This is a genomic window from Mycobacterium sp. ACS4331 (genome assembly GCF_001667265.1).
Lineage (GTDB): Bacteria > Actinomycetota > Actinomycetes > Mycobacteriales > Mycobacteriaceae > Mycobacterium.
The window spans coordinates 1-19,291 of sequence record NZ_LZHW01000008.1; the positions used below are offsets into that span (position 1 = coordinate 1).

Annotated in this window: 17 protein-coding genes and 1 pseudogene; 12 read left to right on the forward strand and 6 right to left on the reverse strand. The window is 69.4% G+C overall.

Translation table 11 applies throughout. From position 1 onward, the window contains the following. Positions 1–118 precede the first annotated feature (118 nt). Positions 119–1,177, reverse strand: coding sequence for a zinc-dependent dehydrogenase (locus A5727_RS01915; protein WP_068243579.1), 1,059 nt, complete (start codon positions 1,175–1,177; stop codon positions 119–121). 278 nt (positions 1,178–1,455) lie between these two features. On the opposite strand from A5727_RS01915, the gene A5727_RS01920 reads away from it, so the two are divergent. Continuing rightward, positions 1,456–3,360, forward strand: a complete 1,905-nt coding sequence (locus A5727_RS01920) for a PTS mannitol transporter subunit IICBA (RefSeq protein ID WP_231991918.1) — start codon at positions 1,456–1,458, stop codon at positions 3,358–3,360. A gap of 9 nt (positions 3,361–3,369) precedes the next feature. Further along, entirely contained in the window at positions 3,370–4,128 is a 759-nt protein-coding gene (locus A5727_RS01925) for a DeoR/GlpR family DNA-binding transcription regulator (protein ID WP_068243582.1), read from the forward strand. Positions 4,129–4,131: 3 nt separating this feature from the next. Here the strand turns inward: A5727_RS01925 and A5727_RS01930 are convergent, their stop codons facing one another. Continuing rightward, the gene (locus A5727_RS01930; RefSeq protein ID WP_231991917.1) at positions 4,132–4,803 is read right to left on the reverse strand and encodes a sensor domain-containing protein; all 672 of its coding nucleotides are present in this window, start codon (positions 4,801–4,803) and stop codon (positions 4,132–4,134) included. 37 nt (positions 4,804–4,840) lie between these two features. Here A5727_RS01930 and A5727_RS01935 point away from each other — a divergent pair, with 37 nt between their 5' ends. The 3 genes from A5727_RS01935 to A5727_RS01945 all read left to right on the forward strand — a co-directional run bounded on the left by A5727_RS01935 (position 4,841) and on the right by A5727_RS01945 (position 6,739). Then, entirely contained in the window at positions 4,841–5,851 is a 1,011-nt protein-coding gene (locus A5727_RS01935) for a methionine synthase (protein WP_068243585.1), read from the forward strand. A gap of 91 nt (positions 5,852–5,942) precedes the next feature. After that, positions 5,943–6,425: an SRPBCC family protein gene (locus A5727_RS01940; protein ID WP_068243588.1), complete on the forward strand. Its 483-nt coding sequence runs from the start codon at positions 5,943–5,945 to the stop codon at positions 6,423–6,425. Next, positions 6,416–6,739 (forward strand): ArsR/SmtB family transcription factor, encoded by a 324-nt coding sequence (locus tag A5727_RS01945; protein WP_157521174.1) that lies wholly within the window; start codon positions 6,416–6,418, stop codon positions 6,737–6,739. Before A5727_RS01940 ends, A5727_RS01945 begins: the two co-directional genes overlap by 10 nt. Here the strand turns inward: A5727_RS01945 and A5727_RS01950 are convergent. Further along, complete coding sequence (locus A5727_RS01950) at positions 6,730–7,131, reverse strand: MmcQ/YjbR family DNA-binding protein (RefSeq protein ID WP_068243591.1); 402 nt, start codon at positions 7,129–7,131, stop codon at positions 6,730–6,732. The two genes, A5727_RS01945 and A5727_RS01950, sit on opposite strands and share 10 nt — an antisense overlap. Before the next feature lie 41 nt (positions 7,132–7,172). Between A5727_RS01950 and ligA the strand changes: the two genes are divergently transcribed. The 3 genes from ligA (at position 7,173) to A5727_RS01965 (ending at position 11,548) form a co-directional block, all read left to right on the forward strand. After that, a complete protein-coding gene (gene ligA / locus A5727_RS01955) occupies positions 7,173–9,257 on the forward strand; it encodes an NAD-dependent DNA ligase LigA (RefSeq protein WP_068243594.1) in 2,085 nt (694 codons plus the stop codon). A 142-nt stretch (positions 9,258–9,399) separates the two neighbouring features. After that, a complete protein-coding gene (locus A5727_RS01960) occupies positions 9,400–10,515 on the forward strand; it encodes an Rv0361 family membrane protein (RefSeq protein WP_068243595.1) in 1,116 nt (371 codons plus the stop codon). Positions 10,516–10,519: 4 nt separating this feature from the next. Continuing rightward, entirely contained in the window at positions 10,520–11,548 is a 1,029-nt protein-coding gene (locus A5727_RS01965; RefSeq protein WP_068243598.1) for a DUF4878 domain-containing protein, read from the forward strand. Between the two features lie 7 nt (positions 11,549–11,555). On the opposite strand, the gene A5727_RS01970 is transcribed toward A5727_RS01965, so the two are convergent. Both A5727_RS01970 and A5727_RS01975 read right to left on the reverse strand, forming a co-directional pair. Then, positions 11,556–12,215 carry an ACT domain-containing protein gene (locus tag A5727_RS01970; protein WP_068243602.1) on the reverse strand — a complete coding sequence of 220 codons (660 nt, stop codon included), beginning with the start codon at positions 12,213–12,215 and terminating at the stop codon, positions 11,556–11,558. Positions 12,216–12,268: 53 nt separating this feature from the next. Continuing rightward, the gene (locus A5727_RS01975; protein WP_068243605.1) at positions 12,269–14,038 is read right to left on the reverse strand and encodes a hypothetical protein; all 1,770 of its coding nucleotides are present in this window, start codon (positions 14,036–14,038) and stop codon (positions 12,269–12,271) included. A 76-nt stretch (positions 14,039–14,114) separates the two neighbouring features. Here A5727_RS01975 and gatC point away from each other — a divergent pair, with 76 nt between their 5' ends. From gatC to gatB, 4 genes are read left to right on the forward strand one after another with little or no spacing between them, the layout of a single operon-like run. Then, entirely contained in the window at positions 14,115–14,414 is a 300-nt protein-coding gene (gene gatC / locus A5727_RS01980; protein ID WP_068243607.1) for an Asp-tRNA(Asn)/Glu-tRNA(Gln) amidotransferase subunit GatC, read from the forward strand. Further along, complete coding sequence (gene gatA / locus A5727_RS01985; protein WP_068243609.1) at positions 14,411–15,901, forward strand: Asp-tRNA(Asn)/Glu-tRNA(Gln) amidotransferase subunit GatA; 1,491 nt, start codon at positions 14,411–14,413, stop codon at positions 15,899–15,901. Before gatC ends, gatA begins: the two co-directional genes overlap by 4 nt. Positions 15,902–15,949: 48 nt before the next feature. Further along, the gene (locus tag A5727_RS01990) at positions 15,950–16,981 is read left to right on the forward strand and encodes an ATP-dependent 6-phosphofructokinase (RefSeq protein ID WP_068243629.1); all 1,032 of its coding nucleotides are present in this window, start codon (positions 15,950–15,952) and stop codon (positions 16,979–16,981) included. A gap of 22 nt (positions 16,982–17,003) precedes the next feature. Then, positions 17,004–18,512: an Asp-tRNA(Asn)/Glu-tRNA(Gln) amidotransferase subunit GatB gene (gene gatB / locus A5727_RS01995; RefSeq protein ID WP_068243612.1), complete on the forward strand. Its 1,509-nt coding sequence runs from the start codon at positions 17,004–17,006 to the stop codon at positions 18,510–18,512. Between the two features lie 30 nt (positions 18,513–18,542). Here gatB and A5727_RS02000 read toward each other — a convergent pair. Next, a pseudogene (locus tag A5727_RS02000) lies at positions 18,543–19,291 on the reverse strand (hypothetical protein); the annotation flags it as partial.

A 19,291-nucleotide genomic window follows, 5' to 3' on the forward strand; every position in this document is an offset into this window, starting at 1 on the left:
CGCACACCCGCCGAAGAACTCGACCGACTACTGTCAGACCCGTCCGCATACACCGCAGCGACCGGTTGAATCCGCCCGGCGTGGCGCTGTACCAACACGGACGCTCGCGGGGGATTGGCTAGGGTTCGACGGTGACCTTGATGGCCTCGCCGTTCTTCACGATCTGGAATGCGTCGAGCACCTTCGCCAGCGGCACATGCCGGGTGATCAGATCCTTGACCGGCACCTGACCGGTCGAGATGTACTCCAGCGCGCGCTTGTTGTGCTCGGGCGCAGAGCCGTTGGCGCCGTGGATGTGCAGCTGTCGGTAATGCACCACATTGCTGTCGCACGTGATGGTCGGGTTGGTCTTGGGAAGTCCGCCGAAGAATGAGATGCGTCCATTGCGGGCCGCCATCGCAATCGCCTGCTCCTGCGTGACATTGGCCGCGGTCGCGGTGATCACGACGTCGGCGCCGCGCCCGCCGGTCAACTCCATGACCCGTTCGACGACGTCGACCTCGGCGCCGTTGATGGTCTCGTCGGGGTGGACGGCGTCGGCGGACATCTTCAGCCGGGCCTCGTTGACATCGACCAGATAGACCGGCCCGCAGTTGTGCACGCCGCGCGCGATGCGGATGTGCATACAGCCGATGGGCCCCGCCCCGAACACCACGACGGTGTCACCCTCCTCGATGCCCAGCAGGTCCTGGGCATTGATCGCGCACGCGAACGGCTCGGCGGCCGAGGCCTCGTCGAAGCCGACGTTGTCCGGAATGCGGTTGAGGCCGTCGACTTTGAGCACCTGCCTGGGCACGATCATGTACTCGGCGAAGCCGCCGTCGTACTGATACCCCATCGAGGTCTGGTTCTGGCAGACGGCCATCCAGCCCTTGCGGCATTCGTGGCACTCGCCGCAGGGCACCGCGGCGATCACCTGGGTCCGGTCGCCGACCTTCCAGTCGGAACCGTAGGTGGCGTTCACGTCGGCGCCGACCTCCACGATCTCGCCGGCGATCTCGTGGCCGATGATGCGCGGCGGCGACAGGTTCTGGTGGCCGCTGTAGAAGATCTTGACGTCGGTGCCGCAGGTGGAGCAGTTGCGCACCCGCAGTTTGACCTCATCCGGCCCGCACGTCGGCTCGGGCACATCCTCGAGGCGGACATCCTCGGGGGCGTAGAAGCGCAGGGCCAGCATGGTGTCGTCCTTCCGTCAGAAATGTGGGCCAGCTCACAGACGGGGGCCCGTTAAGCACTGTAGCGCGGATGCGGGCATAAAACCACCTCAAACGGTGCCCATTTCTGCCCGAATGCTTGCCAACATGCCCGATTGTGGAGTTTACTGCTCGTAGCGGTGATGTGACCGGCATCACTTCCAGGGATCGGAGGCAGCAGTTGTCCACCACAACGACAGCGTCGTCAACGCGCACCGGGGTTCGGGTTCGGGTGCAGAAGCTGGGCACCTCCCTGTCGAACATGGTCATGCCCAACATCGGCGCCTTCATCGCATGGGGGCTGATCACGGCCCTGTTCATCAAGACCGGATGGCTGCCGGGCCTGTTCGACGACCTGCGTGACCCCAGCGGATGGGTCGCCAAGATCGGTGGGTGGGGCGACTACGAGGGCGCGGGCATCGTCGGCCCGATGATCACCTATCTGCTCCCGATCCTGATCGGCGCGACGGGTGGCCGGATGGTCTATCAGACCCGTGGCGCGGTGGTCGGTGCGATCGCGACCATCGGCGTGGTGGCGGGCGCCGACGTGCCGATGTTCATGGGCGCGATGATCATGGGCCCGCTGGGTGGTTGGCTCATGAAGAAGGTCGACGCGCTGTGGGACGGCAGGATCCGGCCCGGCTTCGAGATGCTGGTCGACAACTTCTCGGCCGGCATCCTCGGCATGCTCCTGGCGATCTTCGGCTTCTTCGGGATCGGTCCGATCGTCTCGTCGTTCACGCGTGCCGCCGGAAATGCCGTCGACTTCCTGGTCGACAACGATCTGCTGCCATTGACCTCGATCTTCATCGAACCCGCCAAGGTGCTGTTCCTCAACAACGCCATCAACCACGGCGTCCTGACGCCGCTGGGCACCACCCAGGCCCTGGAGACGGGCAAGTCGATCCTGTTCCTGCTGGAGACCAATCCGGGTCCTGGTCTGGGAATCCTGTTGGCCTACATGGTGTTCGGACGAGGAGTCGCCCGAGCCTCGGCGCCCGGCGCGGCGATCATCCAGTTCTTCGGCGGCATCCACGAGATCTACTTCCCGTATGTGCTGATGAAGCCCAAGCTGATCGCGGCCGCCATTCTCGGCGGCATGACCGGGGTCTTCATCAATGTGCTGTTCGGGTCCGGGCTGCGGGCTCCGGCCGCGCCGGGGTCGATCATCGCGATCTACGCCCAGACCGCGTCGGGAAGCTTCATCGGCGTGACGCTGGCGGTCCTCGGAGCCACGGCGGTGTCCTTCGCCGTCGCCTCGCTGCTGCTCAAGACCGATCGCGCCACCGACGAACCGGACCTGGCCGGCGCGACCGCGGAGATGGAGGCGCTCAAGGGCAGGAAGTCCAGCGTGGCCTCGGCTCTGGTCGGGGCCGGCGCGGCGCCCGCGGGGCCGATCCGCAGCATCGTGTTCGCGTGCGACGCCGGTATGGGTTCGTCGGCGATGGGGGCCTCGGTGCTGCGAAAGAAGGTGCAGAAGGCGGGACTCGGTGACATCAAGGTGAGCAACCAGTCCATCGCCAACCTGACCGACACCTACGGTCTGGTGGTCACGCACCGCGATCTGACCGACCGAGCGCGGCTGAAAACCCCGTCGGCCGTTCACGTCTCGGTGGACGACTTCATGAACAGCCCGCGCTACGACGAGATCGTCGAACTGCTCGGTCGGGACGGCGCCGCAGCGCCTCCGGCGGCTGCGCCGGCCGACGAAGAGGGCGCGGAGGCCGATGGCGTCGGTGCCGATGTGCTGGCGATCGACTCGATCGTCCTGAGCGGCCACGCCTCGAACGCCGACGAGGCCATCGATGAGGCGGGTCAGCTCCTGGTGGCCGCCGGAGCGGTGGAGCCCGCCTATGTCGATGCGATGCACGAGCGGGAGGAGTCGGTGTCAACCTATATGGGCAACGGCTTGGCGATCCCGCACGGCACCAACGACGCCAAGGGCGCCATCCGTCGCACCGGCATCTCGTTCGTCCGGTACCCCGAACCGATCGACTGGAAGGGCAAGCCGGCCGAGTTCGTGGTCGGCATCGCAGGTGCGGGCAAGGACCACATGGCGCTTCTGAGCCGAATCGCGAGCGTGTTCCTCAACGCCGACGAGGTGACCAGGCTGCGTGCCGCGAGCACTCCCGAGGATGTGAAGGCGATCCTCGCCGCCGCCGAGTAGCGTGTCGCCGTGGATTCGGAGAGCAGACAGGCCCGCATCGTCGAGTTCGCCAGGACCCGGGGCCGCGTCGAGGTCGCGGGACTGGCTGACGAACTCGACGTCGCGACGGAGACGATTCGGCGCGACCTGAAGGTCCTGGCCTCGCGTCGGCTGCTCAAACGTGTTCACGGCGGCGCGATTCCACTCGAGACGGCCGCATTCGAATCCGGTGTCGAGTACCGCAGCCAGGTCGACCTGGCGCAGAAGCACCGAATCGCCTCGGGTGCAGCGGCGCTGCTCCAGGGTGCCGAGACCGTGTACCTCGACGAGGGTTTCAGTCCGCGCCTGATCGCCGAACGGTTGGCCGATCAGGACCTGACCGTCGTGACGTCCTCACTGCTGGCCGCTGAAGCCCTCGCCGACAGCGCCACGGTCACGGTCCTGCTCCTGGGGGGACGGATGCGGGGCCGCACCCTGGCCACCGTCGACCACTGGGCCGTCGACATGCTGAGGAGCCTCGTGATCGACGTCGCTTACCTGGGCACCAACGGGATCTCGCTCGAGCATGGCCTGACCACGCCGGACCCGGCGGTGGCCGCGGTCAAGCAGACGGCGGTGCGGGTGGCGCGGCGGCGGGTGCTGGTGGCCGCGCACTCGAAGTTCGGCGTGACGAGTTTCTGCCGGTTCGCCGACATCGGGGACTTCGACACGATCGTCACCGGCACCGAGTTGCCCGCCGAGGACGCGCGGCGTTATGAGGCGCTGGGCCCGACGGTCCTGCGGGTGTGACCGTCACCCGGGGACGTTGCGCAACAGGTTCGTCATCACGATCCGCGGCACCGATTCGGCGTAGGGGCAGAACGTGACCTCGGCGAGCACCACCGACTTGAGCTGATAGTCCCGGCCGCACTCGGCCGAAGCCCTGGTGTGCAGGGTGGCGTCCTCGCTGACGACATCGCCGAGATAAACCTGCCCGAACGACGTCTGGGCGCACTCGGTGGACTTCGCGACGAGATCGGAGAACATGCGTCGTGCGGTCGCAGCGTCTGGATAGGCCGCGGCGGCCTGCGAGATCAGGGCCGCCTCCGGTGGGTTCTGATACGTCACCTTGTGGAAGTCGTCGATGACCCCCGTGGTGCTGCCGTTGCGGTAGGCCCCGAACACCTCGGTCTCGGCGAACATGAACCGGCACGGCCGTGGTGCGTCCCGGGCCAGCAGGTCGATGTCGACGGGGTAGTCGGAGTCCATCGACGGTATGACGGTGAGATCCTCACCTGCTCCGGTGATACCGCGCATCTGCGGCAGGTCGAGCATCGCGGCGTCGACGTCGACGACCGGCTCCCACAGCGGTGGTTCCGCGGTGGGCTTGGCGCCGAGGCCGGCCACGGTCAGCGTGCACCCGGTCGTGGCGCCCGCCATCAGGCACCAGACCAGGACCGGTGCGGTCAGACCCAACCTGCCCACCCTTGGGAGACTAACCGCCATCCCCTACGGTTGACCGGTGAACAACTTCGCCACCGCCACCGGAATCGGCTCGTGGCCCGGCACCGCGGCCCGCCAGGCGGCAGAAGTGGTTGTGGGCGAACTGCATTCGCTGTCGCATCTCCCCGAACTGCCGGCCAGGGGAGTGGGAGCCGACCTGATCGGGCGGGCCGGCGCGCTGCTCGTCGACATCGCGATCGACACGGTGCCCCGTGGATACCGTCTGGTGGCCCGCCCGGGAGCGGTCACCCGTCGCGCGTCGAGCCTGCTCGACGAGGACGTCGACGCCCTCGAGGAGGCCTGGGAGATCGCGGGACTGCGGGGGTCGGGCCGGCCGGTGAAGGTGCAGGCGCCGGGACCGGTCACGCTGGCCGCCGAACTCGAACTGTCCAACGGGCATCGGGCGATCACCGATCCGGGCGCGGTGCGCGACCTCACCGGGTCGCTGGCCGAGGGGGTGGCCGCACACCGGGCGACGCTCGCGCGGCGGCTGGAGACCGAGGTGGTGGTGCAGTTCGACGAGCCCCTGCTGGCCGCGGCGCTGACCGGACAGCTGACGGGTGTCACCAGTTTGAGCCCGGTGCGCCCAACCGAGGTGGGCGTGGCCGTCGAACTGCTGGACACGTGTGTGGCGGCTGCGGGAGCGCAGGTGGCGGTGCACACCTGCGCCGCTGGTGTTCCGTGGAATGTGTTGTCCCGCAGCGCTGTCAATGCCGTCGGGGTGGACACCGGGGTGCTGCGCGCGGGGGACCTCGACGGTCTTGGTGAGTTCCTCGAGTCCGGTCGCACGGTGCTGCTCGGCGTGGTCCCGACCGCGGCGCCGGCGACGCGGCCCGCGGTGGAGGAGGTCGCCAAGGCCGCCGCGACGATCACCGACCGTCTCGGATTTCCGCGCGGTGTGCTGGCCCGGCAGGTGGGCATCACACCGGCGTGCGGGTTGGCCGGTGCGACCGCCGACTGGGCCCGGCGGGCCGTCGAACTGTGCCAGAAGGTGGCCGACGGATTCGCGGCAGACCCCGAGTCGATCTGACCGTCTGGCCCCAAACGCAAACAAACGGTTGCGCATATGTCGCGGACGGACTACCGTCCCCGGCATAAAGGAAACCAGGAGGTTGCGCATCATGCCCGGTGATCGTATTGAGAAGAGCGCTCTGCTTCGGGCCCCGCTGGACCGCGTGTGGCGCGCGATCAGCGATTCGGCCGAATTCGGCACGTGGTTCGGCATGGTGATCGAGGGCCCGTTCGTCGCGGGCGCCACCGTGCAGTGCGTGATGGGGGAGACCGCGGTCGACGAGGCTGTCGCCGAGAAGCAGAGCGAGTACACCGGCCAACGATTTCCGCTGCACATCGTGGCCGTGGAGCCGCCGCGCCGGTTCGCCTTCCGCTGGAACCCGGTTCCCGGTGAGGAGTATGCCGAACTGACCACGCTGGTGGAGTTCACCCTCAGCGAGGTCGACGACGGCGTCCTCCTCGAGATCGTCGAGTCGGGGTTCGACGCGGTGCCCGAGAACCTCCGCGCCACGGCCTTCGGCAACAACGACCAGGGCTGGGCCGAGCAGCTTCGAATGGTCGCCCGCTACGTCACCGCCGAGTCGTGGGCGTGACCGCGGTCGCCGCGCCGGTCTACGACGCGCTCGGGGATCCGAACCGGTTGCGCATCGTGATCCGCCTGTGCGAAGGCGGGCCGAAGTCCACGTCCGCGCTGAGCGAGTCCATCACCCGCCAGGCCGCTGCCAAACATCTCGCCCTGCTCGAGGACGCGGGACTGGTGCGCAGCGAGAAGCGCGGCCGAGAGCGGATCTGGTCGGTGCAGACCGAATCCCTCACGGCGGCAGCCGATTACCTCAACACCCTGTCGCGGACGTGGGATCAGCGCATTGAGGCGCTGCGGGCGCTGGTGGAACGGGATCAGGACTGACGGGCGTCCAGCTCCCTGATCAGTCGCTTGGCCGCGGTCAGCCGGTAGGACGCGTCGATGAGTTCGGCGACCTCGTCCCAGTCCACCTCCGCCACCGTGAAGTCCAGGCCGAGCCAGCCGAACGGACCCAGGTAGGCCGGGAAGAAGAACCTGTCGTCCTGTTCCAGTGCGGGGCGCTCCGACTCGTCGACCTTCATCAGGAGCGCATGCGGCATAGTGACCATCTCGCCGGCCGTCTTGCGGCTGCCGCCGTACATCGCGAACATCTTGGGCGCGCCGAACACCGGCCTGCCCCACGACACCTTCTCGGACGCACCCGGCAGCGCCAGCGCGATCCGGCGCACCTCGGCCAGCCCGAAATCGTCATCGCTGAACATGATCGGATGCGGCACAGGGCGGAGCCTACGTCAGTGCCGTTGGATAGCCTGCCAGGGTGAGCGCAACAGATCCCGACACCGAGGCCGACGCGGACGAGGCGGATCTGCGCCGCAGGTGGCAGGAACTCGCCGACGAGGTCCGTGAGCACCAGTTCCGCTACTACGTCCGGGACGCCCCGATCATCTCCGATGGCGAGTTCGACGCGCTGCTGGGCACGCTCATCGCCCTCGAGGAGCAGCACCCCGAACTGCGCACGCCGGACTCGCCGACCCAGCTGGTCGGCGGTGCCGGATTCGCCACGGAGTTCGCCCCGGCCGACCACCTCGAGCGGATGCTGAGTCTGGACAACGTCTTCAACGCCGACGAGTTGGCGGCCTGGACCACGCGCCTGCAGACCGAGATCGGCGCCGACGAGCACTTTCTGTGCGAGCTCAAGATCGACGGCGTCGCGTTGGCGCTGGTGTACCGCGACGGCCGCCTCGAGCGCGCCGCCACCCGCGGGGACGGCCGCACCGGCGAGGACGTCACGCTCAATGCGCGCACCATCGAGGACATCCCGCACCGGCTGACCGAGCACCCCGATTACCCGGTGCCGGAACTGCTCGAGGTCCGCGGTGAGGTCTTCTTTCGGGTGGCCGACTTCGAGGCGCTCAACGCCAGCCTCGTCGAGGAGGGCAAGCCTCCGTTCGCCAATCCGCGCAACAGTGCGGCCGGGTCGCTGCGCCAGAAGAATCCGGCGGTCACCGCTCGGCGCAGGCTGCGGATGATCTGCCACGGACTGGGCCGTGCCCAGGGGTTCACGCCCGCCAGCCTGCATGAGGCGTACCTGGCGCTCAAGGCGTGGGGGCTTCCGGTGTCGGAGCACACGGCCCGGGTGCAGGGGCTGGCCGCGGTCGAGGAGCGCATCGCGTACTGGGGCGAGCATCGCCACGACGTCGAGCACGAGATCGACGGCGTGGTGGTCAAAGTCGACGAGGTGTCGCTGCAGCGCAGGCTCGGCGCCACCTCGCGCGCGCCGCGGTGGGCGATCGCCTACAAGTACCCGCCGGAGGAGGCCACCACCAAGCTCCTCGACATCCGGGTCAACGTCGGCCGCACGGGCCGCGTGACACCGTTCGCCTACATGGAGCCGGTCAAGGTCGCCGGGTCGACGGTCGGGCTCGCGACCCTGCACAACGCCTCCGAGGTCAAGCGCAAAGGTGTCCTGATCGGCGACACCGTGGTGATCCGCAAGGCCGGTGACGTCATCCCCGAGGTGCTCGGGCCGGTCGTGGATGCCCGTGACGGTTCCGAGACGGAGTTCGTCATGCCGACCAACTGCCCCGAATGCGGCAGCCCGCTGGCGCCCGCCAAGGAGGGGGACGCCGACATCCGCTGCCCGAACTCCCGAAGCTGCCCCGCGCAGTTGCGGGAACGGCTGTTCCACATGGCCGGTCGCGGCGCCTTCGACATCGAGGGCCTCGGGTACGAGGCGGCCGTGGCACTGCTGCAGGCCGGAGTCATTCCCGACGAGGGTGATCTGTTCACCCTCAGCGCCGAGGATCTGTTGCGCACCGACCTGTTCACCACGAAGAAGGGTGAGCTGTCGGCCAACGGCAAGAGGCTGTTGGGCAATCTGGACAAGGCCAAGGAGCAGCCCCTGTGGCGTGTGCTCGTCGCGTTGTCCATCCGGCACGTCGGGCCCACCGCGGCGCGGGCCCTGGCCGGGGAGTTCGGCAGCCTCGAGGCCATCGAGGCGGCCACGGAGGAGCAGTTGGCCGCGGTCGAGGGTGTCGGACCGACGATCGCGGCCGCGGTCGTCGACTGGTTCACCGTGGACTGGCACCGTTCGATCGTTGAGAAGTGGCGGGCTGCCGGTGTCCGGATGGCCGATGAGCGCGACGAGAACACGCCCCGGACGTTGGAGGGGCTCTCGATTGTGGTGACCGGATCGCTGCCGGGGTTCTCGCGCGACGAGGCCAAGGAGGCGATCCTCGCGCGCGGTGGCAAGGCGGCCGGATCGGTGTCGAAGAAGACCGCCTACGTCGTGGCGGGCGACTCACCGGGGTCCAAGTACGACAAGGCGGTCGAACTCGGGGTGCCGATTCTGGACGAGGACGGTTTCCGGCGGTTGCTGGAAGAGGGGCCGCAGGTTAGCTAGAAGGAGCCCGCGCGGGTCTGTAGTTCGTGCAGATGGGAGCCGCCCGCGTTGGTAGGGTTACCGAAGGGGCCACGTCAGTGGTCCACTTCTACGTGACGATGGGGGATCGTGTGGATGCCAGCCGGGTGGGCGGTGTGTTGCTGTGACGAACTGGAGCAATGACCCGGGGTACGGCGGCGCGCAGTGGCAGCAGCCGGGCCAGTGGCAGCCGCCCAATCCGTACGGATCTCCGCCGCAGTTCGGCAACCAGCCCCCACACTGGGCCGCCGGCGGGTACCCGCCACCACCACCGAAGCGCAGTCGCACCCCGTGGGTGATCGGCGGCGTGGTGGCGGCGGTCCTGGTGCTCGTCGCCGGAATCGTGACGGTGGTCGCGGTCACCTCCGGCGGGCCGGGTAAGGCGGGCAGTCCCGGTGACGCCGTCAAGGGGTACCTCGAGGCGCTGTCGCGAGGGGACGCCGAGGCGGCGTTGGCGTACGCGGTCGACACCCCTGCCGACAAGACCCACCTCACCGACGAGGTGCTCAGGAAACAGATCGAGCACTCGCCGATCAAGGACATCCGGATCCTCAGCGACGACGGCATCGGCAGCCTGGGCAGCGTGCACGTCGCAGTCAACTTCGGCGACAAGGTCTCCGACGTCACGATCCACCTCGACCGCGTCGACGACGGGTGGAAGCTCAAGACCGGCGCCATCAAGCTGACGTTCTCCCCGCTGGTCACCGAGGATGCCGGGTCCAAGACGCTGACCTTCTTCGGCAAGCCGGTGGATGTCTCCAAGCCCACCTACGTGTTCCCGGGATGGCTGGACGTGGGCAACACCAACCCGAACATCGAGCAGGAGTCACGGCAGTTCCCGCTGCTGCTCGACCAGATGAACGGCTACTCCTCGGGCACCTCGGTGTCCTTCCAGTACTCGCTCAACGACACCGGGCGCACCGCGGTGCAGGACGCGCTCAAGGCCGCCCTGGAGCAGTGCGCCAAGTCGACATCCCTGCAGCCCGCGAACTGCCCTCAGGGAGTGCGTGATTCGGGTCTGGTCGACGGTACGGCGAAGTGGACGTGGTCGCGCAACATCGACGATCTGAGCATCGCCGACTACCTGCCTTCGGATCTCAAGGTGCGGGTCAGCGGCACCACGAGCTACCAGGTCAGCGCGCAGGGCGGCAACGGGACACGCTCCGGCGACGTCAAGGCCTACATCAGCGGAGAGGCCGACGTCAGCCAGGATCCGCCGGTCGTCACGTTGCGGAGCTGAACCCGTGGGGCCCTATCCGCCGTACCCGCCGCAGTATCCACCGCCGCCGGGCCAGCCGCCGTGGTATCCACCCGTGCCGCCGCCCAAGCCCAACCGCAGGCCGCTGATCATCGCGCTGTCCTCGATCCTCACGGTGGCCCTCGTCATCGGCGTCGTGGTCGCCGTCGTGCTGATCCGCGCGGGCAACGCCCCCCGCCCCGCCGACACCGTGCGGGCGTACCTCGACGCGCTGGCCCGGGGTGACGCACAGGCCGCGCTGGCACTCAGCGACGCCCAACCGGCCTCGACGACGTTCCTCACCGACGACGTGTTGAAGAAACAGATCCAGCGATGGCCGATCACCGGTGTCGAGGTCACCGACCAACCCGGTGCGCAGGGATTCGCGATGATCAAGGCCAGGGCCGAGTTCGGCGGCAAGCCCTCCGAGACCGAGGTCGTGGTCCGCAAGCGCGGGGACCAGTGGAAGCTCGACAGCGCCACCCTGAACGTCATGGTGCCCAAGTACTCCGACAAGAGCCCCGAGCACACACTGACGCTGTTCGGGCAGCCGATCGGTGACGTCGAGAACATCTATGTCTTTCCGGGGTATCTCGAATTCGGTTCCAGCAACCCGTATCTCGATGTCCAGGTGCCTCCGCTGCTGCTGGACGGGCTGCGCATGGGTGACCTGCAGAACCTCACCAGCCCTCGCTTCGCGATCAACGACGCGGGGCGCGCGGCGGTCGACAAGGCGGTCGAAACCTGGCTCGGTGCATGCGTGAAGAACCCCGAGGCCAACTATCGCTGCGTCGAGCTGACCACCGACCCGCCGATGAACCGCGCGACGGCGCGGATCCGGGGTCCCGTCGACGTCAGCCGGCTGACGCAGACGCTGCGGTCGGGGTCGTTCGGTGTCGACGTCAGCGGCGAGGTGCACTACACCATCGCGGCCGACACCGCCGACGGCCGACCCACCACCTACAGCACCGAGGGTCCGATCAGCACGACGGTCGACCTCAGCAGGGACCCACCGGCGGTGGGCGCGTTGCAGTGAATGCGGCTCAGCGCAGGATCGTCGCGACGATCCCCGCGAGGTAGCCCAACCGCGCGACCTCCGAGGGCCGGAAATCCGGCCCGCCGGGCCGGCCCAGCACGACGACGGTGTGTGGATCACCCAGGGGTGCGGCGGCCAGCGTGGTGTCCATATCGCGCCACAACTGCGGCACCCAGTCGGCGGTGGCGTCCAGGGCGGCGGCGTGCTCCAGCGGCAGCCACGGTGCCGAATCCACCTGCGTCTCAGGGGCTCCCGAGCTTCCAGCGACCCGAAGCAGGCCTTCGTCGGTGAGCCGGGCGACAGTGCACCAACCGACCCGCAGCACGCGGGGCGCCTCGTCGGCGAGCACCTGGAGCCGGGCGGCCTTGGAATCGGCTGCGGCGATGTGGTCGATGAGTTCGAGTTCGCGGTGCGCCTCGAGGAGGCCGGTGTGCGGCCGGATGGAGTCGACGCGCACCCCCTTGAGCGCCTCGGCCGCCGTGATCAGCATGTCCGGCATGGCGCCGGCGGGCAGTTCGACCACCAGATCGTCGATGGCATAGCCCGATGCGCGCTCGACGACGTCGAGGGACAGGATGTCGGCACCCACCGAGCCGAGCGCGACGGCCAGGGAGCCGAGGCTGCCCGGCCGGTCATCCAACTGGACCCGCAGTAGATAGGACGGCACGCGGACACTGTTCCACAGCGCCGCGCGCCGGGCATGCCGGGGTGCGGCGGCGGTCAGCGCCGCAGATACCCGGTGCAGGGTGCTGACCTGCAGTGGAAGGCGAGTTCGAACCGGTCGGGACGGGCGCGGACGGCCCGGCCGAGGACGCCGTCGTCACCCACGATGAGCAGGCCGACGTCCCGGCGGTCGAGCAGCCGGTCCGCGCCCGCGGCATCGAGATCGACGGGAGCGAACAACACCGCGCGCGACAGATCGCCCGGCCACGCCAGGTAGGGGAGTTCGGCACCGGTGTCGACGACCGCGATCTGACCGGGTGCCATGTCCTCCAGCGCGTCGAGATAGTCGATGGGCGGACCCGAGGCGCCGACCGCGCGTTGCCGTTCGGCCGGACTCATCGCCGGATACGCGGTCAGGGGCGGACCCTCGCCCGTCAGGCCCGCGTGGGCGACGACGAGGTTGCCAGCCGCGACGACGGCGATCGCCGCCGCCACCGCACCCCGGAACCAGCCCCGGGCGGGCACTGCGCCCGCCGCGAATGCCAGCGTCAGCCCCGCGAACGCCAGCACGTAGCGGGCCACCGCGGGATCCGGCGTGGCCAGCGTCGCGGCGAAACAGGCCGCCACCGCCCAGGATCGGGTGCGGACGGCGCGAACGGCGGCGACCGGAAGGGCGAGCAGGAACAGCAGACCGAGGCCGCCGAGGCGCATGTCGAACGCCGGCACCGGCGGAAGCAGCGTGGTCCAGGACTCGAGGACGCGGACCGGCAGCGGGCCGTGGGCGCGCGGAGCGGCCGCCCCCGAGTTGAGCAGGGCGGCCATCGGTGTGGTGCCGGGCAGGTGCAGCGGGCCGGCGTCGATCCGCACCGGCCAGACCGGATTCCCGTGGCGCGCGACGTTCATGACGTAGGTCGGCGTCCCGACCGCCAGCGCGACCAGCCAGGCCAGCGCGACCTCGCGCCGGAGCCCGGCCCGCCAGCCCACCACGGCCAGCACCCCGAGCAGCACCGCGGCCGCAGGTGGCGCCTGCGGTTTGGTGCCCAGGAACAGCCCGATCGCGAGACCGGCGAGCAGCACCCGCGACCCGTCGGGATGAGCCAACAGAAACGCGATCGCCGACAGCGCCAGCGCCGCGGAGGCGACGTCGGTGTAGTTGGTCGGCAGCTGCAGGAACACCGCGGGCAGCGTCAGCCACGCGGCGCCCGCGGCCAGAGCGAGGTCTTCTCGAGCACCGAAGTGCTGCGCCACGGCCGCGATCGCGATGACGCCCAGCAGTCCGAACGGCAGATGCCCCACCTCGACGAGGCGGTCGTCGGGCAGCAGGGCCCGCCACGCGGTGAACGCCCACTCCACGACGTGCGGGTACGTGGACAGATACGGCACGTCGACGGGGACGTCGGCCAGGGTTCCGTGCTGCAGCACGAGGTTGACGAACGGGAGGTGGTACCCGAGCGCGTCCCACTGCCAGACGGGCAGCAGCCAGGCGCTGGCCACGGCCACCAGCACCGCGACCCCCGCGACCGCCAGGACGGGGGCGGTGGACCAACTGACGGCCGTGGGCCAGCCGATGCCCACCGAGGCGCCCCGGATGCGCGCCGCGCCGACCGCCACGAGGGCCGCCAGCGCCAGGACCGCGAGCAGCGTGGCGGCGCCGAGAGCGCCGATGACGGCCAGCGACCAGGTCCCGAGCACGACGACCGCGGTGGTCAGGACACCGCCGGCCAGCACCCGCTCGAATCCCGTGCCCCCGGGCAGTGCCAGCGCACCGAGGTGCAGGACCAGCACAGTCAGCAGCACCAACCCGATCGGCAGCCCGGCCCACGCCACACCGAACAGATTCGCACGCCCGCATGCACCAGGCAGCGGCGTTGGGTCACCCGGGCTGCGGCTAGGCTTGACGCTCGTGTCGCAGATCTCCCGAGATGACGTCGCCCATTTGGCGCGACTGGCCCGATTGGCGCTGACCGACGACGAACTGGACAGCTTCTCCGGTCAGCTCGACGCAATCCTCGAGCACGTCAGCCGGATTCAGGCTGTCGACGTCACGGACGTCGAGGCCACCGACAACCCGCTCAAGGACGTCAACGTCACCCGGCCCGACACCGTCGTGCCGGGTCTGACCCAGTCGGCGGCACTCGCCGCCGCGCCGAGCGCCGCCGAGGGCCGCTTCGTCGTCCCGCAGATTCTGGGAGAGAGCCAGTGACCACCTCTGACCTGGTTCGGCTGTCCGCGGCCGATCTGGCCGCCAAGATCGCCGCCAAGGAGGTGTCCTCGACGGAGGTCACTCAGGCGTGCCTGGACCAGATCGAGCGCACCGACGCCGAGTACAACGCGTTCCTGCATGTCGCCGGTGAGCAGGCCCTGGCCGCGGCGGCCGAGGTCGACGCGTCGGTCGCCGCGGGCGACCAGCTGCCGTCGGCGCTGGCCGGGGTGCCGTTGGCGCTCAAGGACGTGTTCACCACCAAGGACATGCCCACGACCTGCGGTTCGAAGATTCTTCAGAACTGGGTCTCGCCCTACGACGCGACGGTGACCGAGCGGCTGCGCGCCGCGGGCATCCCGATCCTGGGCAAGACCAACATGGACGAGTTCGCGATGGGCAGCTCGACCGAGAACTCCGCGTACGGCCCGACCCGCAACCCGTGGGACGCCGAGCGGGTGCCCGGTGGATCCGGCGGCGGCAGCGCCGCGGCACTCGCGGCCTTCCAGGCCCCGCTGGCGATCGGCTCCGACACCGGCGGCTCGATCCGTCAGCCCGCCGCGCTGACCGCCACCGTCGGTGTGAAGCCCACCTACGGCACCGTCAGCCGGTACGGCCTGATCGCGTGCGCGTCGTCGCTGGACCAGGGAGGCCCGTGTGCGCGGACCGTGCTGGACACCGCGCTGCTGCACGAGGTGATCGCGGGGCACGATCCGCGCGACTCGACCTCGGTGAAGGCGCAGGTGCCCGACGTGGTGGCGGCCGCGAAAGCCGGCGCGGCCGGCGACCTCAAGGGGGTGCGCGTGGGTGTCGTGGCCCAGCTGCACAGCGGTGAGGGTTACCAGCCCGGCGTGCTGGAGTCGTTCAACGCCGCGGTGGACCAGCTGCGTGCGCTGGGCGCCGAGGTCACCGAGGTCGACTGCCCCCACTTCGACTACTCGATGCCCGCGTATTACCTGATCCTGCCGTCGGAGGTGTCGAGCAACCTCGCGCGGTTCGACGCGATGCGGTACGGCCTGCGAGTCGGTGACGACGGCACGCACAGCGCCGAGGAGGTCATGGCCTTGACCCGGGCGGCGGGCTTCGGCCCAGAGGTCAAGCGCCGCATCATGATCGGCACCTACGCCCTGTCGGCGGGGTACTACGACGCGTATTACAACCAGGCCCAGAAGGTCCGCACGCTGATCGCACGCGACCTCGACCGGGCCTACGAGTCCGTCGACGTGCTGGTGTCGCCGGCCACCCCGACCACAGCGTTTCGGCTCGGGGAGAAGGTCGACGATCCGTTGTCGATGTACCTGTTCGACCTGTGCACGCTGCCGCTGAACCTCGCCGGTCACTGCGGAATGTCGGTGCCCTCGGGTCTGGCCTCGGACGACAACCTTCCGGTGGGGCTGCAGATCATGGCGCCTGCGCTGGCCGACGACCGGCTCTACCGCGTGGGCGCGGCCTACGAGGCGGCCCGCGGACCGCTTCCGAGCGCACTGTAACCCCGTTCGCCGGGTCACCCGGCCCGCAAAGAGGGTTAGATGGAACCCATGCGGATCGGAGTGCTCACCGGAGGCGGCGACTGTCCAGGGTTGAATGCGGTCATCAGGGCCGTCGTGCGGACAGCGGACATGCGGTACGGCTCAACGGTGGTCGGGTTCCAGGACGGCTGGCGCGGCCTGCTGGAGGACCGTCGTATCCAGCTGAAGAACGACGACCGCAACGATCGGCTGCTCGCCAAGGGCGGCACGATGCTGGGCACCGCACGGGTCAACCCCGAGAAGCTGCGGGCCGGGCTGGACCAGATCAAGCAGACGCTCGAGGACAACGGGATCGACGTGCTGATCCCGATCGGTGGAGAGGGCACGCTGACCGCCGCGCACTGGCTGGCGCAGGAGGGGGTGCCCGTCGTCGGGGTGCCGAAGACCATCGACAACGACATCGACTGCACCGACGTGACATTCGGGCACGACACCGCGCTGATGATCGCGACCGAGGCGATCGACCGTCTGCACAGCACCGCGGAATCGCACCAGCGGGTCATGCTCGTCGAGGTGATGGGTCGCCACGCCGGCTGGATCGCGCTCAACGCGGGGCTCGCCTCGGGCGCGCACATGACCTTGATCCCCGAGCAGCCGTTCGACGTCGAGGAGGTGTGCCGGCTGGTCAAACAGCGCTTCCAGCACGGTGAGTCAAGCTTCATCTGCGTCGTCGCCGAGGGCGCCAAGCCCGCTGAGGGGTCGATGCAGCTGCGCAAGGGCGGCACCGACGAGTTCGGACACGAACGCTTCACGGGGGTGGCCCAGCAGTTGGCGCCCGAGGTGGAGAAGCGGATCAAGAAGGAGGTCCGGGTCACGGTGCTCGGGCACGTTCAGCGTGGCGGCAAGCCCACGGCCTTCGATCGCGTGCTGGCCACCCGGTTCGGTGTGAACGCGGCCGACGCCGCGCACGCCGGGGAGTACGGGATGATGGTGTCGCTGCGTGGCGAGGAGATCGGCCGGGTTCCGCTGGCCGAGGCCACCGCGCAGCTCAAGCTCGTGCCGCAGTGGCGCTACGACGACGCCGCGGCATTCTTCGGCTGAGCCGACAACTAGACTCTCCGGCATGACTGTTGCCACTTCTGAGCTGCTCGACTACGACGATGTGGTCGCCAAGTACGACCCGGTCCTCGGCCTCGAAGTGCACGTCGAACTGTCCACGGCGACCAAGATGTTCTGCGGTTGCGCGACGACTTTCGGTGCCGAGCCCAACACCCAGGTGTGCCCGGTGTGCCTGGGCATGCCCGGCGCGTTGCCCGTGCTCAACGAGGCGGCCGTGGAGTCGGCCATCCGGATCGGCCTGGCACTGAACTGCGACATCGCCCCGTGGGGACGATTCGCCCGGAAGAACTACTTCTACCCGGATCAGCCCAAGAACTATCAGATCTCCCAGTACGACGAGCCGATCGCTGTGAACGGCCACCTCGACGTGCCCCTGGATGACGGCAGCACGTGGCGGGTCGAGATCGAACGCGCCCACATGGAGGAGGACACCGGCAAGCTGACCCACCTGGGCAGTGACACCGGTCGCATCGCCGGAGCCACCACATCGCTGGCCGACTTCAACCGGGCCGGTGTACCGCTGATCGAGATCGTCACCAAGCCCGTCGAGGGTGCCGGTGAGCGGGCACCGGAGATCGCCCGCGCCTACGTGACCGCGTTGCGTGATCTGCTGCGCGCCCTCGGTGTCTCCGACGTGCGGATGGACCAGGGCTCGATGCGGTGTGACTCCAACGTGTCCCTGAAGCTCAAGGGCGTCAAGGAGTTCGGCATCCGCACCGAGACCAAGAACGTCAACTCGCTCAAGAGCGTCGAGGTCGCGGTGCGGTACGAGATGCGGCGTCAGGCTGCGGTGCTCGAAGCCGGCGGGACCATCAAGCAGGAGACCCGGCACTTCCACGAGGACGGGTACACCAGTCCGGGCCGCACCAAGGAGACCGCGGAGGACTACCGGTACTTCCCCGAGCCGGATCTGGAACCGGTGGCGCCGAGTGCTGAACTGGTCGAGCGTCTGCGGGCCACCATCCCCGAGCTTCCGTGGTTGTCGCGCAAGCGGACTCAGCAGGAGTGGGGCGTCTCCGACGAGGTGATGCGTGACCTGGTCAACAACGGTGTCGTCGAACTCGTGGCCGAGACCGTCGAGGCGGGCGCGTCCAGCGAGGCCGCTCGGGCCTGGTGGGGAAACTTCTTGGTGCAGAAGGCCAATGAGGGTGCGGTGGCCGTGGCCGACCTGGCCATCACGCCCGCGCAGGTGGCCGCGGTGGTCAAGCTCGTCGACGAGGGCAAGCTGTCGAACAAGCTGGCCCGGCAGGTGGTCGAGGGTGTGCTGGCCGGCGAGGGTGAGCCTGAGGCGGTGATGTCGGCCCGCGGGCTCGCGCTGGTGCGTGACGACAGTCTGATCCAGGCCGCCGTGGACGAGGCGCTGGCCGCCAATCCCGATGTGGTGGAGAAGATCAAGGGCGGAAAGGTTCAGGCCGCGGGTGCGATCGTGGGTGCGGTCATGAAGGCCACCAAGGGGCAGGCCGACGCCGCACGCGTGCGCGAACTGGTGATGGCGGCCTGCGGGCAGGGCTGATCTGAGCTGATCTGTTGGCTCCGCCCGGGGTCACTCGCTGTGCTTAGCGGACCACGCGGTTCCCTCGCACACCAGATCGTGGGGGATGGGCACCCCGGTGGGCAGCAGCGCGGGCAGACCCGTGACCGGCGCGGACGCGGGGGCGGGCACCGGAGCGGGAGCTGAGGCCGCCGCGGCGGCAGCGGGCGCGGCCGCTGGGAGCGGGGGAACGGCGGGAATCGGGGGCACCGCGACCGCGGGCACCGGGGCACCCGCAGGCAGGGCCGCCGGCACCGCCGGGAGCCCGGCCGGAACGGCGGGCAGAGCGGCGGGGACTGCGGGCAGTGCGGCCGGAACCGGCGCTCCGGCCGGTGCGGCCAGGGGAGTGGCGGCGGTCTCGATCATCGGCGCGGCAACGGATTCCGGCACCGGAGGGGCTGCGGCGACCGGTGCGGCCGCCGCAGCCTCCTCGATCACCGGTACGGCCGCTGCGGCTCCCTCAACGGGCACCGGTGGTGCCCCTGCAGCGGCCTCCTGCACCGGCACGGCGGCGGCCTGCTCGACAGGCGCGGCGTCGACCGGTGCGACCGGAGGTGGTGGCGCGGCCTCACTCGGGGCCGGCGGGATTTCGGGGGCGAGCGCGGACTCGACCATGGGCGCTGCCGGCGGGGCCGGCGCGGCCGGAGCCGGCGCGGCCGCCGGGGCGGCCGGGGCCGGCGCGGGTACGACCGGAACAGGCGGTGCGGCAACGGGTATCGCCGGTGCGCCGGCGGGCACTGCGGGCACTTCGGGCAGGCCTG